This window comes from Neptuniibacter sp. (genome assembly GCF_024231755.1).
In the GTDB taxonomy this organism is placed as follows: Bacteria; Pseudomonadota; Gammaproteobacteria; order Pseudomonadales; family Balneatricaceae; genus Neptuniibacter.
Genome location: NZ_JAAEQH010000069.1, coordinates 1 through 15,738 on the forward strand (window position 1 = coordinate 1; position 15,738 = coordinate 15,738).

The 15,738-nt window shown below is 44.8% G+C and carries 13 protein-coding genes; 9 read left to right on the forward strand and 4 right to left on the reverse strand.

Annotated elements, in window-relative coordinates:
• Both GY843_RS03300 and GY843_RS03305 read left to right on the forward strand, forming a co-directional pair.
• Positions 1-687: ABC transporter ATP-binding protein (locus GY843_RS03300; RefSeq protein ID WP_297306488.1), on the forward strand; the 687-nt coding region annotated here is incomplete at its 5' end.
• Between the two features lie 137 nt (positions 688-824).
• On the forward strand, positions 825-1,229 hold the full coding sequence (locus tag GY843_RS03305; RefSeq protein WP_297306490.1) for an STAS/SEC14 domain-containing protein: 405 nt from the start codon (positions 825-827) through the stop codon (positions 1,227-1,229).
• 24 nt (positions 1,230-1,253) lie between these two features.
• Here GY843_RS03305 and GY843_RS03310 read toward each other — a convergent pair whose 3' ends face one another.
• The 4 genes from GY843_RS03310 to GY843_RS03325 all read right to left on the reverse strand — a co-directional run bounded on the left by GY843_RS03310 (position 1,254) and on the right by GY843_RS03325 (position 8,563).
• Positions 1,254-1,865 (reverse strand): biliverdin-producing heme oxygenase, encoded by a 612-nt coding sequence (locus GY843_RS03310; RefSeq protein ID WP_297306492.1) that lies wholly within the window; start codon positions 1,863-1,865, stop codon positions 1,254-1,256.
• A complete protein-coding gene (locus GY843_RS03315; protein ID WP_297306494.1) occupies positions 1,865-3,328 on the reverse strand; it encodes a GAF domain-containing protein in 1,464 nt (487 codons plus the stop codon). Before GY843_RS03315 ends, GY843_RS03310 begins: the two co-directional genes overlap by 1 nt.
• 30 nt (positions 3,329-3,358) lie before the next feature.
• On the reverse strand, positions 3,359-7,828 hold the full coding sequence (locus GY843_RS03320; RefSeq protein WP_297306496.1) for an EAL domain-containing protein: 4,470 nt from the start codon (positions 7,826-7,828) through the stop codon (positions 3,359-3,361).
• Positions 7,829-8,068: 240 nt separating this feature from the next.
• A complete protein-coding gene (locus GY843_RS03325) occupies positions 8,069-8,563 on the reverse strand; it encodes an Lrp/AsnC ligand binding domain-containing protein (protein ID WP_297306498.1) in 495 nt (164 codons plus the stop codon).
• 151 nt (positions 8,564-8,714) lie between these two features.
• Between GY843_RS03325 and GY843_RS03330 the strand changes: the two genes are divergently transcribed.
• From GY843_RS03330 to folE, 7 genes are all read left to right on the forward strand, one after another.
• Positions 8,715-9,971, forward strand: coding sequence for a D-amino acid dehydrogenase (locus GY843_RS03330; protein WP_297306500.1), 1,257 nt, complete (start codon positions 8,715-8,717; stop codon positions 9,969-9,971).
• A gap of 84 nt (positions 9,972-10,055) precedes the next feature.
• A complete protein-coding gene (locus GY843_RS03335) occupies positions 10,056-10,439 on the forward strand; it encodes a Rid family detoxifying hydrolase (RefSeq protein WP_297306502.1) in 384 nt (127 codons plus the stop codon).
• A 44-nt stretch (positions 10,440-10,483) separates the two neighbouring features.
• Positions 10,484-11,566: an alanine racemase gene (gene alr, locus GY843_RS03340; protein ID WP_297306504.1), complete on the forward strand. Its 1,083-nt coding sequence runs from the start codon at positions 10,484-10,486 to the stop codon at positions 11,564-11,566.
• Positions 11,567-11,569: 3 nt separating this feature from the next.
• Complete coding sequence (locus GY843_RS03345; protein ID WP_297306506.1) at positions 11,570-11,917, forward strand: RidA family protein; 348 nt, start codon at positions 11,570-11,572, stop codon at positions 11,915-11,917.
• 301 nt (positions 11,918-12,218) lie between these two features.
• The gene (locus tag GY843_RS03350) at positions 12,219-12,989 is read left to right on the forward strand and encodes an ABC transporter substrate-binding protein (protein WP_297306508.1); all 771 of its coding nucleotides are present in this window, start codon (positions 12,219-12,221) and stop codon (positions 12,987-12,989) included.
• A gap of 110 nt (positions 12,990-13,099) precedes the next feature.
• On the forward strand, positions 13,100-14,929 hold the full coding sequence (locus GY843_RS03355; protein WP_297306510.1) for an ABC transporter ATP-binding protein: 1,830 nt from the start codon (positions 13,100-13,102) through the stop codon (positions 14,927-14,929).
• Positions 14,930-15,092: 163 nt separating this feature from the next.
• Positions 15,093-15,731 (forward strand): GTP cyclohydrolase I FolE, encoded by a 639-nt coding sequence (folE, locus tag GY843_RS03360; protein WP_297306512.1) that lies wholly within the window; start codon positions 15,093-15,095, stop codon positions 15,729-15,731.
• Positions 15,732-15,738: the final 7 nt, after the last annotated feature.

Below are 15,738 nucleotides of genomic sequence, written 5' to 3' on the forward strand. Positions count from 1 at the left end.
CTGATCGGGGCCAACGGAGCAGGTAAATCAACCCTGCTACAACTCTTACTTGGGTTGTTACCTGCAGATCATGGACAGGTTCATTGTGGCAACAAGTCCTTAAAGGATCTGAGCCGCACAGAGATCGCAAAAGAAATGGCATTTGTACCGCAAGACCATACGGTAGATTACCCGTTTAATGTCAGAGAGATGGTCGCCATGGGCCGAACGCCCTACCTGGGCAGCTACCAGCCAGAAACGTCTATGGATCTGGAGTTTATCGAGCAGGCACTAAAGCGCACTGATCTTTCACAGTATGCTGAACGCAGAGCAGACCAGCTATCAGGAGGGGAAAGGCAGCGGGTATTCATCGCCAGAGCACTGGCGCAACAAGCTGAAATTCTGCTGCTGGACGAACCCACCGCCAATCTCGATCTCTGTCACCAACTGGATCTAATGAACCTGGTCAAAAGCCTGACTTCGGAAGGGAAGCTCGCGATTGCGGCAATTCATGATCTATCACTGGCTTCCCGTTTCTGTGACCGGCTAATCCTGTTATCAGGAGGTAATGCAGTGGTAGATGGAACCCCTGAAGAGGTGCTGACGGTGGAAAATTTACGTCAGTACTTTTCCATTGAGGCCTCTGTTGTAAAAGATGAAGCTGACAGAGGTTTAAGAATTTCAGCGTTAAAATCTATTAGCAGTTAACCCTCTACCACAGACAGAAGCTACTTTATTATCCTTACTTACATTTCAGAATAATGCAGAGGACTATTTGCGTAGTCTACTCCGTGGTTTGTCTTTATAATCCCCCTCATCTCACTACAAGCTTATAGACCCTAAATATGCTTTACATTCTTCCCGAAACAACCGGCGACATTATTGTCCTACAAGCCAACGGTACTCTCACCGCGGCAGATTACAGCGAAACCTTTCTGCCTCTGTTTGAGCATGTAAAAAACACACACCCTGAAGTACGACTACTGATAACTTTTGCACCGGATTTTGAAGGGTTCGAGGCTGGTGCACTCTGGGAAGATGCTAAATTTGGCGTTCAACATGCAAATGACTTTTATCGCTTAGCCGTAGTGGGTGATGCAAAATGGACCGATTGGATGAGTAAGATAGCTGATCTGTTTATACAGGGTGAAGTCCGACACTACCGCATGACTCAGTTACTTGAAGCGCTGCGTTGGATCAACGACGAAGACGATGATGACCAAGAGGAAGAACTCTACCCATTTGGATAAGAGCTAAAACATACTATTGCGGCTCTAGAGCTGAGTAAGAGCTAACTCTTCATTCTCTATTGAGCAAATATAGAATCGGAAAGCATTTTCAGCCGCTTCAATAATTTGCCCCTCTGTGCCGCAACGTTCAATATAGTTATTCACAAATAACCAATATTTATCCCACTCACTTCGCTGATCAGCACAACACGAGAAAGCGCTGAATTCAGCTTCCCAAAGCGCGGATTTCGCCAAACGACGAGCAATATAATCACTTCCTAGCTTAGAACCTTCTAAGAGGTATAGGTATCCAATTATCTCTGGGATAGAACATACCTGATCTACATGAGCAGCTAAACGGTCTTCACTAGAGAAAACAGTTATATCTGCACCCAACGCAATAAGGTTTTCTCTGAATAAATTGGCCCTTTGCTGATAGTCATAATCTAAATCCAGTTTCTGAATAGAACGTGCGACCTTCTGTTCTAGAAATGCATGAGGGGAATACATATGGATCAAAGCTGTTTTATAGGTATCCCGGTTTAGCCCTTTACCTTTTAAGGGCAAAAGTGCTTCGAGGGAATCTAACTGTTGATGCAGAGCTTTGGTCGATGATCTTAAACTTTCATGCATACCATGACTGATAGCCATTTCCATCAGATATCAGCCTCAAACATTTTACTCGACTCCAATAATCCCCTTAAGCGGTGTAGTTCAAGGTTCGTATGTGACGACCAGGGCCTGCAATAGCCCATTCGTTTTTCAATCCACTTAGCGAAAGACTGCCGAGGGGAAATTTTTATATTTCCTTCATGATTTTCCACCGGTTTGTTTGGGTTTCCGCCCCACTGCACCTCATAAAGGAATTCACAACGTGTAAGATACAATCGAATTAATTGCGAATTGTTACCGCCACTTCTGAACCTGAGTGCAGTAAAGCCTGCTACCTCTGACAGAGGTAAATTACTGATCTCTCCGCTTATATTGTCTGTATAAAAAACCAGCTCATCGGAGTTGTGGATAAACCAGTCATCTAAAGATGAGATGAACTCATGATTAAGCTCATTGCCATAAATATAGGTAAATTGATCCGAACAGAGAACTACCGTATCAACCTCAAATTCTGACTTTATAATGCCCGCAAGCAGATCCCAACTTTCTTCCATGGATGAAGTTGTATCGAGCAAATTTCTCAACCGTTGAGTCTTAAAATTAAACTCATCTATCAGTTCAAGCCTTTTCCTTGTATCCAGCTCCCTAAGTAAAAAATTAAACCTCGATATCATTGCTGACACTTCATAGAGGTTTTCTCGCGGAATACTTTTTGGTGATGATGAGTGACATGAGATCAGTGCATCAAGCTTTTCATTCTTTATAACCGGAAAAGAAACCGTAGAACCTACACCCATGTTTTTCATGTAAATTTGGTGTACTGGCGAAACACTTCTCAGGTCAACATAACTCAGATCAGGCCTGCCACCTTTCCCTAATAAAGATACTGGTTTGGCTTGGGCATCTGGGATTTCTCGCCATAGGTTTTTCACGTAAAGGTCTCTAGCAATCTGTGGCACATCACTAGCTGGAAAACGTAGATCAAGATAGGTACCCAGGCTGCTATCACTGCAGACTTCAGAGGTAACGAGGCCATCACCATTATCCATAAACTGATAGTACATAACCCTTTCGTGGCCAGTTAGCTTTTGAATCCAGCTTAATAACTGTTCACGATAGTAACCAAGCTCTTCAAGGTCATTAAAGGTACTGGGGAGATCAAATTGAGGAAGTGAATCAGTGGAAGGCTCCAGCCCTGGATAGAATTCAAGCGCAAACGCTTCATCAGTACGACTCAGAACAACATAAAAAACGTCACCGCACTCAGCAGCAATTTGTGAGGGGTGATGTTTACCGGTTTCTTTAGGAATTAAATCCAGTAATGCATGAATTTCCGGTGGTAAAAGTTGACCAACCCGAACCTCATCAGCAAACAAGTTAAAAGCATCGTAGTTATCAGAAAGGTGTGTTACCTCTCCGCTTGAATTGACAATAATCAGTGCACCATGCGGCTGTATCAAACCTGACAGGTGCAACTGCTCTTGTTCACATTGCTCAATAAAACTCATCCTTGCCCTCTTATTATTTTTGTTACTCAATCAACAGTTCAGAGTTACAATTTTTTCAAAATCCAAAGCCTCCAAAGGTTTGGATAAGAGAAAACCTTGTAGGTAATCGCACTTATTTTCAATCAACCAGTTCTTTTGCAGTTCCGTTTCAACGCCTTCAGCTACAACTTTCAAACCCAATGCCTTAGCCATGGATAGAATTGCCCGGCAGATTGCCTCATCATTTTCATCTTCTCCTAGCCCATCTACAAAACTCTTATCAATCTTGAGTTCTTCAAGCGGCAGAGTTTTAAGATAACTAAGCGATGAATAGCCTGTTCCAAAGTCATCTATTGAGATGCAGAATCCTTGTTCCTTCAAAACATTGAGATTCTCAATTTCCACAGACGACTTACCCATCAAACTGCCCTCAGTGATTTCAGCATTAAAGTACTGATGCGGAATCATATAAGTGTCGATACGCGACACGAGCTCTTTAGCATAATGCTCATCTTTGAGGCTTCTGGTAGAAACATTGAAAGCTATTGGCGGGAGATTCAAACCTCTATTCAGCCAGCGAGCTATATGCTCTGCTAACATATCAATAACAAGGTTGCTCAATTCGATAATATCGCCTGTTTGCTCCGCAAGAGGAATGAATTCGGCTGGTGATATATCCCCCAGCTGGGGTTCATTCCATCTCAATAAAGCTTCTGCACCTACAATTCGACGACTGTCCACAGCCGAGAATTTTGGTTGGAAGACCAGGCGGAACTGATTATGCCTAATGGCATACTTTAATGAACTCTCCAATACCGACTGTTTAAGCAGCTTGTCGCGCATCTCGGTATGAAAAAACTGGAACCGGTTCCTACCCGATTCTTTGGCCTTATACATGGCGGTATCTGCCGACTTAAGCAGACCATTTGAGTCTTCACCATCTTCCGGGTACATCGCAATACCAATACTTGCGGAGGCAAAGATTTTGCGGCCATCCAAGTCTACAGGTTCAGTTAAGTCCGATAAAATTCTGGACGATACATCCTGTACATCAGCAGGCCCACATTCAGTAATGATGACGGTAAATTCATCTCCCCCCAAGCGGGATACCGTATCGATATCTCTAACAACCGCCTGTAACCGGCCTGACACTTCAACCAACAACCTATCACCCACATCGTGACCCAATGTGTCATTAATTGATTTGAAGTTATCAAGGTCTATAAAGAGTACGGCAAGCGAAGATTCATCCCGTTTGGAACGAGCTAAAGCACTATCTAATCTATCCTGAAACAGGTTACGGTTAGGTAACCCTGTCAGAGGGTCATGTGTAGCAAGAAATTCGACCTTTCGCTGAGATTCTTTAAGGTTGGAAATATCAGAAAAAACAGCAATAAAGTAATCCGTCTCATTTTTATCATTCATTATCCGGTTAATGGTTAACCACTCAGGATATACTTCCCCATTCTTTTTCTTATTCCAGATTTCCCCTTGCCAATGCCCTTTATTATCCAGCACATTCCACATTTCATTGTAGAACTGCTTACTGTGCCTGCCTGATTGAAGAAGTTGTCCAATCCCAGCACCAATAGAATCAACTTCTGAAAAACCAGTGATCGCAGTAAATGCATCATTAATAGAAAGAATAAAACCATTTTTATCTGTTACAACTATTCCTTCACCTGCCTGCTGGTAAACCTTAGCTGCGATCTTAAGTTTTTCTTCTGCTTGTTTTCGGGTCGTAATATCTTCAGATTCAGTGATAATCATATTAGGCGTACCGTTATGATCACGAAGAACCTGATGGACCGTTCTAAAAACACGGACCTTCCCGTCAACCAAGAGGCTGGATTCCGATTCGACAATTCCTAATTCACGAATAGCTCTGAGATCGTTAGACCAGATCTGACCTGCAAAACTTCCCGGGAACAGATCAAAATCCGTTTTCATTTCATAATCAATATCCTGAATATTCAACGAATTTAAAAACGCATCATTGGCGAATAAATATCGACCGCTCAGGTCCTTAGTTGCGATAAGAATATAAGTATTCTCCATCACAGTTTGTAAGCGGTTTTCTGATTCGGCTAAGAGGTTGCGGGTTTTCTGAATTTCGGTGATATCAAGTAAATTCAAAACAAGAAATTTTACAGCGCCCTGCTCGCTCAACCCCGGATTAACAACTAACTGATAGGCTTTGTGCTCATTTTTCAGAAAAGCTTCCTGCTTTTCAGCATGGGAGAGCGCCAGACCAAGCACTTGTTCGATATTACATAGGAATTCAGGGAATTTGATTCGCCCAATTGGAATATTGCTCGCATTACCACGCAGGTTAAATGCCATAGCTGCTGGGGAGTTAAATCGAACCAGATTTAGCTTACTGTCAAACACTAATACTGGGAAATCGAAAGAATCATAGAGATGTGAATACTCTTCATTGAGCATAATCAGCTCATTGGTTTTGATGCTCAACTCTTCATTCAGGCTAACTAATTCCTCATTTGTGGCCTGTAACTCTTCGTTTGCAGCTTCCATCTCCTCGTTTGTGGCCTGCAACTCCTCATTGGAGGCCTGAGCTTCCTCATTCAGCGATTGCATCTCCTCATTCGCTGTAGCTAGCTCTTCAATTAGAGATTGTAACTGCTCACGGGTAACTTCAAGCTCATCGGAATAAACATTGTCATGAGAAAAGCTTGGTACATTTTTAGGCGACTCCTGATGCTTAGAAATCAGCAGGAGCACCCAGCTTTCACCCTCTTTACTGACCGGTGAAAGAGATAACTGCCAAAAATTTTCTGCCAGTTCTTTCGGTCTGCCATATTGAGCAGAGTGGGACTTTTTAAGCTGATGGAGAAGAGCAAGCAGTTCAGTTTGAAAAACAGGATCAATAACTTCAGGCAAACGGATATCTGAGCTGCCTGATGGAAATCTGAAAAACGTTTCAACCTCTCCGGAGGTCTGTAACACTCTGCCATCCAAGGTACATAATGCCGCAGTCACCCCATAGTGTTCAGTAAACGCATCCAACAACAGTTGCGGAGATTCTGAACGAACACGAGGTAAAACCGGTAATTTAGCACTAATGGTCGAAGCTAAACGGGGTTTGCTATCACCATGTTTGCGAAAGATACGTTCCCTGCGGTTGGTATGAATAAATAACTGCTCAGCCTGAGCAACACTCTCTGAACGCCCAAGAAAGAGAACCCCTTCCTGTTTCAAAGCAAAGTGGAAGCGCTGCAGGACTTTTGACTGTAATGCGTTATCAAAATAGATAAGAACATTACGACAAGTCACCAGATTCAGATGTAGAAAAGGAGGGTCATTAATAACGTTATGGCGAGCAAAGACAATCATGTCACGCAGGTTTTTATGCACCTCATATTGACCGTCATTTTTAACTATAAAGTACTTTTCCAATAGCTCTTCAGGTAACGCTTTTAGACTTCTTGATGGATAAAGGCCCTGACGCGCAAAATTTAATGCTTCCTCATCAATATCTGTGGCAAAAATCTGAACCCGATTGATAGTAGACTGTTGCTGTAACTCTTCCAGTATAAGGATCGCTAGAGTGTACGCTTCCTCACCCGTGGCACAGCCCGCAACCCAAGCTCTGAACTCCTCATCAGGAGCCATGTTAGAGAGGATATCCGAAATCGAATCTCTTAGCCCCGCAAAGGATTCACTATCCCGAAAGAAGGACGTTACCGATATAAGAATGTCTTTCGACAACATGTCCAATTCGTCGGAATTATCTTCTAACCATTCTAGATAGGACTCCATCGATGAATGAGCCGTTGCCACCATCCTCCTGCGTACCCGTCGCGATAGAGTTCCTACTTTATAACCAGAAAAGTCTACATCACACGCCTTATTCAGAAGCTGAATGATACGTTCAAGGGTTGACGGTGAGAACTCAACCTCTACCAACATATCAGATGGTAGAGCCATTAATTTTGCAGAAATTTCCTCTGGTTCAAGTATAAAATCACTGGCACCAGCATCTATCGCGGATAATGGCATTCCAGAATACTTCGCACTTTCCGGGGACTGAACAATCGCAATCCCGCCTGCAGCCTGGATTGCCCTCAAACCCGCTGTACCATCAGTACCTGTTCCAGACAGGATGACCCCTACCGCTCTCTCTCCTAATTCTGCTGCCAACGATATAAAAAACTCATTAATAGAGGGCTTTGGAGATATTTCCGGTAATGCATCCTGAAGAGTAAATTGATCATCCCTTAGCACTGCATTTTTGTTTGGTGGCACAACGTATGCCACACCTGATTGCGGTACTTCACCATCTTGCATTTCCACCACTCGTAACCGCGTTTCTCTGGTTAAGAGTTCCGCCATCATACTTTTATAGTTAGGAGAAAGGTGTTGCAGTATGACTACAGCATGAGGGATATCGGGTCCAATATTTGATAACAGGTGGGATATAGCCTCCAACCCGCCCGCTGAAGCACCAATTGCAATAACGGATATATTTGAGTCTGCTGTATAACGACTACCAGCATTCATAATTGCTATCTTCCACGCTGTACATGCTAAGGATATGGATTCATAGATTACTACTATTATTCATAGATGAATACATAAATACCCTTATAGTCTAAAAGGGATAAATAAACTTAAATCAATGTTTGATAAGTGCTTTAAGCGGTTACTACATACACGTAATACAAGCTGTTTTAGATCACTTTTATTCCACAAATCAGATATATATGTTTGTACAAGCTCACCAGAACATGCAGGCAAGAACTAGACTTCAGCTCGATCCCCCACTGGTAGCTCTAGAGTCTCCCTAACCTCTTCCATCACAATATAACTCTTAGAGTTCTTAACTCCCGGTAAGGTCAAAAGCATATCGCCAAGTAATGCTCTGTACTCTGACATATCATTTATACGTGCTTTAAGCAGGTAATCCGCATCACCAGATACCAAATGGCACTCAAGAATATAGGGCAGTTCTTTAACCGCCTTATTAAAACTCTGGAACGCATCCGGGGTCTGGTAAGAAAGTGAGATCTCGACAAACACCAACATTTTGTAATTAAGGAGTTGCGGATTAAGGCGGGCGTAATACCCTTCGATATAACCTTCTTTCTCCAGACGCTTCACACGCTCTATACAAGGCGTGGAACTTAGCCCTACTCGCTCTGCCAGATCAACATAACTAATCCGACCATCACTTTGTAGGGTCTTGAGGATATTGAGATCAAGTCGATCCAGCACTCTTTTCTTCAATTCAGCCATAACAGTAATTTCCCCTGCAAAAACATAATAAGAAAGAATTTAAAACCAAATTTAAAATAAATACAAAACCTTCCACTACAAAAAAAGCAATAAACTAGTGTTTTCCAATTCATCTATCTCAATGCAATAAAATCTAAAGTGAGGTGACACTATGCAGGTACTGGTTTTAGGAGCAGGCGTGGTTGGCGTAACAAGCGCTTGGTATTTAGCCAAAGCAGGTCATGAGGTTACTGTTATCGATCGACAGGTGGATGTCGCTTTAGAGACTAGTTATGCCAATGCAGGTCAGATATCTCCCGGTTACTCTGCACCTTGGGCTGGGCCAGGTATTCCATTAAAAGCTATCAAGTGGCTGATGCAAGATCTGGCTCCATTTATGATTAATGGTAAAGAGGTAGACCCACAGACTCTGAGTTGGATGACAAAGATGCTGACCAACTGCACTGAAGGTGCATACCACGTTAACAAAGCACGCATGATGCGTCTGGCGGAATACAGCCGAGATTGTTTTATCGATCTGCGTAACGAACTGGATATCAACTACGACCAACGCACCAAAGGTACGCTACAGGTATTCCGCACCCAGAAGCAGGTTGATGCTTCGAAAAAAGATATCTCTGTACTACAAGAATGCGGCGTGAACTTTCAGGTTTTAGACACAGAGGGTTGTGTCGAACACGAACCAGCCTTGGCTAATGTGAAAGAAAAAATCGTCGGAGGCCTGCGCCTGCCAGGCGATGAAACCGGTGATTGTTTCAAGTTCAATAATGCACTTGCTGATGAATGCAAGAAGCTGGGCGTGAAGTTTGTAATGAAGACAGACATTCTCAGCATCAACAGAGAAGGCGATAAGATTGTCGATGTATCTACATCACGCGGCAAAATGACAGCCGATTCCTATCTGGTTGCTATGGGTAGCTACTCAACTCCTATTCTGGCAGAGATTGATGTCAAAGTTCCGGTTTACCCGATAAAAGGTTACTCACTAACGCTGCCTATTGTTGATGCTGGTAAGGCCCCCACTTCAACCGTGATGGATGAAACCTACAAAGTGGCCGTAACCCGTTTCGACGACCGTATCCGTGTGGGTGGTACTGCAGAAATTGCCTCCTACAACAAAGAGCTACAGGAAAAGCGCCGCGCCAATGTCGAGTTTGTCGTTAAAGACCTTTTCCCAGGTGGTGGTGATATTGAACATGCCGAATTCTGGACCGGCCTGCGCCCAATGACCCCGGACGGTACCCCTATATTGGGAGAAACAAAATACTCCAACCTGTTCCTCAATACGGGACATGGGACACTGGGTTGGACCATGTCGCTTGGCTCCGGTAAATACGTTGCAGACGTGATTAGCCAACAGAAAACGGATATTGATCCAGAAGGGCTTTCTATAGCCCGATACGCATAAAAACGAATTTTACGATCCCACCGGCGCGGGCCTACCACCACTTTTTAGGCCGACGCCATCCTATTTTCTAAAGGACGATATACAATGAGCAATAAATCTATTATCTCTACTGATAAAGCACCTGCTGCTATTGGTACATACTCGCAGGCAGTGAAAGCAGGTAACACTGTATACCTGTCTGGCCAGATTCCTCTAAACCCCGAAACCATGGAGATGGTAACAGAGTCATTTGAGGCGCAGGCAGTTCAAGTGTTTGAAAACCTGAAGGCCGTTGCAGAAGCGGCAGGCGGTACGGTAAACGATTTTGTTAAGATCACAGTTCTGCTATCTGATCTGGAATACTTTGCCCAAGTTAACGAACTAATGGCGAAGTACTTTGATGCACCTTACCCTGCACGTGCAGCCTATGCGGTGAAAGCACTGCCCAAAGGTGCTGACATTGAAATTGAAGCAGTAATGGTCGTTTAAGCTGGATTTTCAGCGCCGTTATTTCGGCTAATTAGGAGTTTTCTATGGCACGTGCCGCCACAGCAACAATCAACCTGGATGCGATCCGGCATAATTATCGGTTGGCAAAGTCCGTTGCCCCTGAGCAGCAGGCAATCGCCATCATCAAAGCCGACGGTTACGGTCACGGAGCAATAAAACTAGCCGAAGCACTGGAAAATGAAGCTGATGCCTTTGGTGTTGCCTGCATAGAAGAAGCTATGGAATTACGCGCCGAAGGTATCCAATTACCCATTCTGCTGCTTGAAGGTTTTTTTGCTGCTAATGAACTGGAATACATCAGCAATAATAATCTTTGGTGCGCTGTCCACAGCCTGTTCCAGATTGATCAAATTGCTGCCGCAGATATCGCTAACCCCATCTCAGTCTGGCTGAAAATGGACAGTGGTATGCATCGTCTCGGTGTCCTGCCTGAGGAGTATAAAGAGGCGTACGATAAGCTAGTCGCTCTTCCACAGGTAAAAGAAGTGGTATTGATGACTCACTTCTCCTCTGCCGATGAGCCGGAACTGGATACTACCTCAAATCAGATCAAGTTGTTTGATGAAACAACCGCAGGTATTGATGCGTCTGTTAGCCTGGCTAACTCGGCAGGTACTCTGGCACATACAAACGCACGTCGCAGTTGGCAGCGTCCAGGCATAATGCTTTACGGAGCGACGCCGTTCGCAACATCACAAGAACTCGCGGATCAACTGAAACCAGCAATGACGCTAAGCTCAGAAGTGATTGCTATCCGTGATCTGCAACCAGGTGATGCGGTGGGTTACAGCTGCACCTGGATCTGCGATAAACCGACCCGCGTCGGCACCGTTGCGATGGGCTATGCAGATGGTTATCCACGACACGCTAACAATGGCACCCCGGTTCTGGTCAACGGCAAACCAAGCCAGATTATTGGTCGTGTATCCATGGATATGTTGGCGGTAGATCTGACCGATATCCCGGAGGCTGAAGTTGGCGCTTACGTGGAGCTGTGGGGTGAAAACCTGCTCGCTTCCGACGTAGCTAAACATTGCGACACTATTCCTTATACCCTGTTCACCGGCATTACTCGTCGTGTGCACAAGAAATACATCGAGTCTTAATTAATGAGTATTGAACGTATCGAATCCACACAGCGTATGAGCCGTATCGTAAAACACAACGGCACCGTTTACCTGTGCGGACAGACCGCTGGCGAAGCTGAGTGGGACATAACTGAACAGACACAGCGCTGCCTGAATAAAATCGATGATTTGCTTGAGAAAGCAGGCAGTAGCCGTAACCAGATGCTGTCTGTGACTATTTATATCCGTGATATGAAAGATTTTGCTGCCATGAACGCGGTCTGGGATGCCTGGATTGCTGACTGCGAAAAACCAGCCCGCGCCTGTGTGGAAGCCCGTATGGCCCGCCCGGAAATTCTGGTGGAACTGTCTGTTACTGCAGCATACTGAACGAAAGCAGATGCACTCAATTTTCAAATCGGGCCTAGTGCCCGTTTTTTATGCCCTTCTGATTAGACAAACTATCCCTCTTACTAAGCTACGGATAATTCATCTCGGCTAAAGCTAATAACAAACTATGGCCTGCACTACCCTTCGCGTACTAGGTGCCTTCAGACTATTTAGTGGTTTTATTACTCTAAGAGAAAGCCAAAGGCTTGTTCGCAGGCTCCTTGATACCAAAAGTTTATTGCCGGTAGCATTCGCATGCCCTAAATTAGGGACAAATAAATGAATTAATCTAAAAAAACGAATGCTGTCTATTCGCCACCTTTTCTCAGTACTTATTCTGCTTTTCGCTTTCGCAAAAAGTGCAACTGCTGACAAGATCACTATTGCTGCGGATGTTTGGTGCCCATTTAACTGCGATCCCAGTGCTGACCAGCCGGGTTTTATGATCGAAGTTGCCAATAAAGTCTTCTCTGCCAGGGGGTATGAGGTCAACTACATTGTCATGAGCTGGTCACGCGCTATTAGGGAAGCGGAATTGGGCAATATAAACGGTATTATTGGTGCTTTCCCTGGGGATGCGCCTCATTTTATTTTCCCGGAACAGGAATTATCGATTCTCAGCAATACCTTCTTTATCCACAAGGACAGCAACTGGCGCTATCAAGGAGTGGACTCATTAAAGCAGATTCAGCTTGTTGCTATTTCTGGTTACGATTACGGCCCTGAGCTGCGCGACTATATTCAGCAAAGCGGTTCTGAACATGTTTCGCTTCTCAGTGGACAAGGCCAGCCCCTGCGCCGTGGTATCAAAATGCTAAATCTCAAGCGAGTCGGTGCGATAGTAGAAGCAGATCAAGTCTTCTGGTATACCGCCCAACAGCTGGGGGTAGCAGAAAACTTTAAAGCAGCAGGACGCTCCAGCGAACCAATGAAATCCTACATAGCCTTTTCCCCTGCCCTGGAAAATTCATCTGAGTTTGCCCAGATCCTCTCTGAAGGAATAGTGACACTAAGGGCATCTGGAGAATTAGCGGAAATTCTGCAGAAATATGGCCTTAAAGACTGGCGCTAATTGTTAAGCCAGACTATTTTGAAGCCCCTTAAAACATCGCTCTATTGAACTAATCTTGATAAATTAGCTCACATCCTAAAGCTATTGCCACGACCCCTGTTCAGGTTCTTATGTTTTCTTTTTTTGAAAAACTTGTATCTGCGTTTCCAGACGTAGATCCTCAGCAACCACCCAAAGGCATCTACCGTTTCTGTCGCCATTACACTAAGGGGATGGAAGGGCCATTGCTTATGATGTCTGTTTTGACTGCATCGATTGCAATTCTGGAAGTCAGTTTATTTAGTTTCATGGGCCAGTTAGTTGATTGGCTATCAAATAAAGACCGGGAGACATTCCTCGATGAGGAAGCCGGGACACTGGTTCTGATGAGCCTTATCCCCTTAGTAGCTTTGCCTTTAGCTGGGCTTCTACACTCTTTGGTCACCCATCAAACACTCTTAGGCAACTACCCTATGGCTATCCGTTGGCTGGCCCATCGTTATCTGCTTAAGCAAAGTGTTTCTTTTTATGCCAATGACTTTGCCGGCCGTATCTCAACCAAAGTTATGCAAACCGCGCTGGCTGTCCGTGAATCGGTAATGAAGCTGCTGGATGTAATGATGTTCGTGGCCGTGTACTTCTGCGCTATGCTAGTGCTGGTAGCACAGTCAGATCTACGCTTGGCTCTGCCTCTGTTAATTTGGTTAGTTTTCTACATCGGCATTCAATGCTACTTCGTTCCCAAGCTTAAGCAGATCTCTACCGAACAAGCTGACGCACGGGCGATGATGACCGGACGGATAGTTGATTCATACTCTAATATTGCGACCGTCAAACTTTTTTCCCATACATCCAGAGAAGCTGAATATGCCAAAGAAGGTATGGATGCATTTATGGGAACAGTGCATAAACAGATGCGTCTGGTCACACTCCTGAACATGAGTGTACAGACCATAAATCACCTGCTCGCATTCTCTATTGCCGCCCTATCCATCTGGTTGTGGCTCAATGAAGCAGTCACTGTTGGCGCTATCGCTATCGCCATAGCTCTGGCTCTGCGTTTGAACGGTATGGCTCATTGGATTATGTGGGAGATCAGCGCTCTTTTTGAAAACATCGGTACCGTCGCCGATGGTATGGAAACACTGTCACAACCCCTGGAGATCGAAGATCAAAGCAGTGCCGAAAAAATACGGGTCAGTAACGGTCATATCCGGTTCGATGATGTCTGTTTCCACTACGGCGAAAATAAAAAAGTTATAGAAAGCTTAAACCTTAATATTCAACCCGGAGAAAAAATTGGCCTGGTGGGCCGCTCCGGGGCGGGTAAATCGACGGTGGTTAATCTGTTGATGCGTTTCTTTGATATTGAATCAGGCACCATCACTGTAGACGGGCAGGACATAAGAAGCTGTTTGCAGGATTCGCTTAGGGAACAGATCGGTATGGTGACTCAGGATACAGCCCTGCTGCACCGTTCCGTACGGGACAATCTACTCTACGGCAAACCCGACGCCAGTGAAGAGCAGATGATCGAAGCCGCCAAGAAAGCGGAAGCCCACGAATTTATTCTTGGCCTTACTGATCCTCAAGGCAGAACGGGGTACGACGCCCATGTAGGAGAGCGCGGGGTCAAACTATCCGGCGGTCAACGCCAACGCATCGCCATTGCCCGAGTGCTACTGAAAGATGCACCTATTCTGGTATTAGATGAAGCAACATCTGCCTTGGATTCAGAAGTCGAAGCCGCTATTCAGGCCAGCTTGTATAAATTGATGGAAGGCAAAACCGTTATCGCCATTGCCCACCGCCTCTCTACTATCGCAGCACTGGATCGGTTGGTTGTGCTGGATAAAGGTGACATCGTAGAACAGGGCACCCATAAAGAACTGGTCAACAGTAATGGGATCTATGCCCAACTATGGGAACACCAGACGGGAGGGTTCCTGGGCTCAGATTGATAAGAGTTTAAGATAATTATGGCTTTGAATAACAAGGTCTTGGTATAGCTGCTGTGGTAGCAGATCCCACAAATAAACACTAATCTAAAACGATGTCTGCTCCGGAAACATCTATAAGTAGCCATCGCAGACCACTGGCCGACAGCAAGAAAAGGATTACAATATGATCTCCCCAGAAGCGAAAGCGGTCCGTGATCAACTGATCGAAAAAGGATTGGAGACACCCACCTTCGACAATGGAATGTCAGAAGAACAACGTTACGAACGCATAAAAAGCCTGATGACCGAAGTCATGGGCACACTGGGCCTGAATCTGGATGATGACAGCCTCCACGAAACGCCACACCGTATTGCCAAGATGTACGTGTACGAAATATTCTCCGGACTGGACTATTCCAACTTTCCGCAGATCGCCATGATCGAAAATAAGATGGATTTGGAGGAGATGGTTAAGGTACGAGATATCAGTGTCATCAGTTCCTGCGAACACCATTTCGTGACCATAGACGGAACAGCAAAAGTCGCTTATATCCCCAACAAAAAAATTATCGGTTTATCCAAGATCAACAGGTTAGTTCGCTTTTTCAGCCAGCGTCCGCAGGTTCAGGAGCGTCTTACGAAACAGATCCTAATCGCCCTGCAAACCCTTTTGGAAACAGATAATGTGGCTGTCTCAATCAATGCAACACACTACTGTGTCAAATCCCGTGGCGTTATGGATGTAAACTCTCAAACCGAAACAACGGCGTTGGGCGGTATTTTCAAATCTAACGAGAGAACACGAGCTGAGTTTCTGGCTTAAAAAGCCG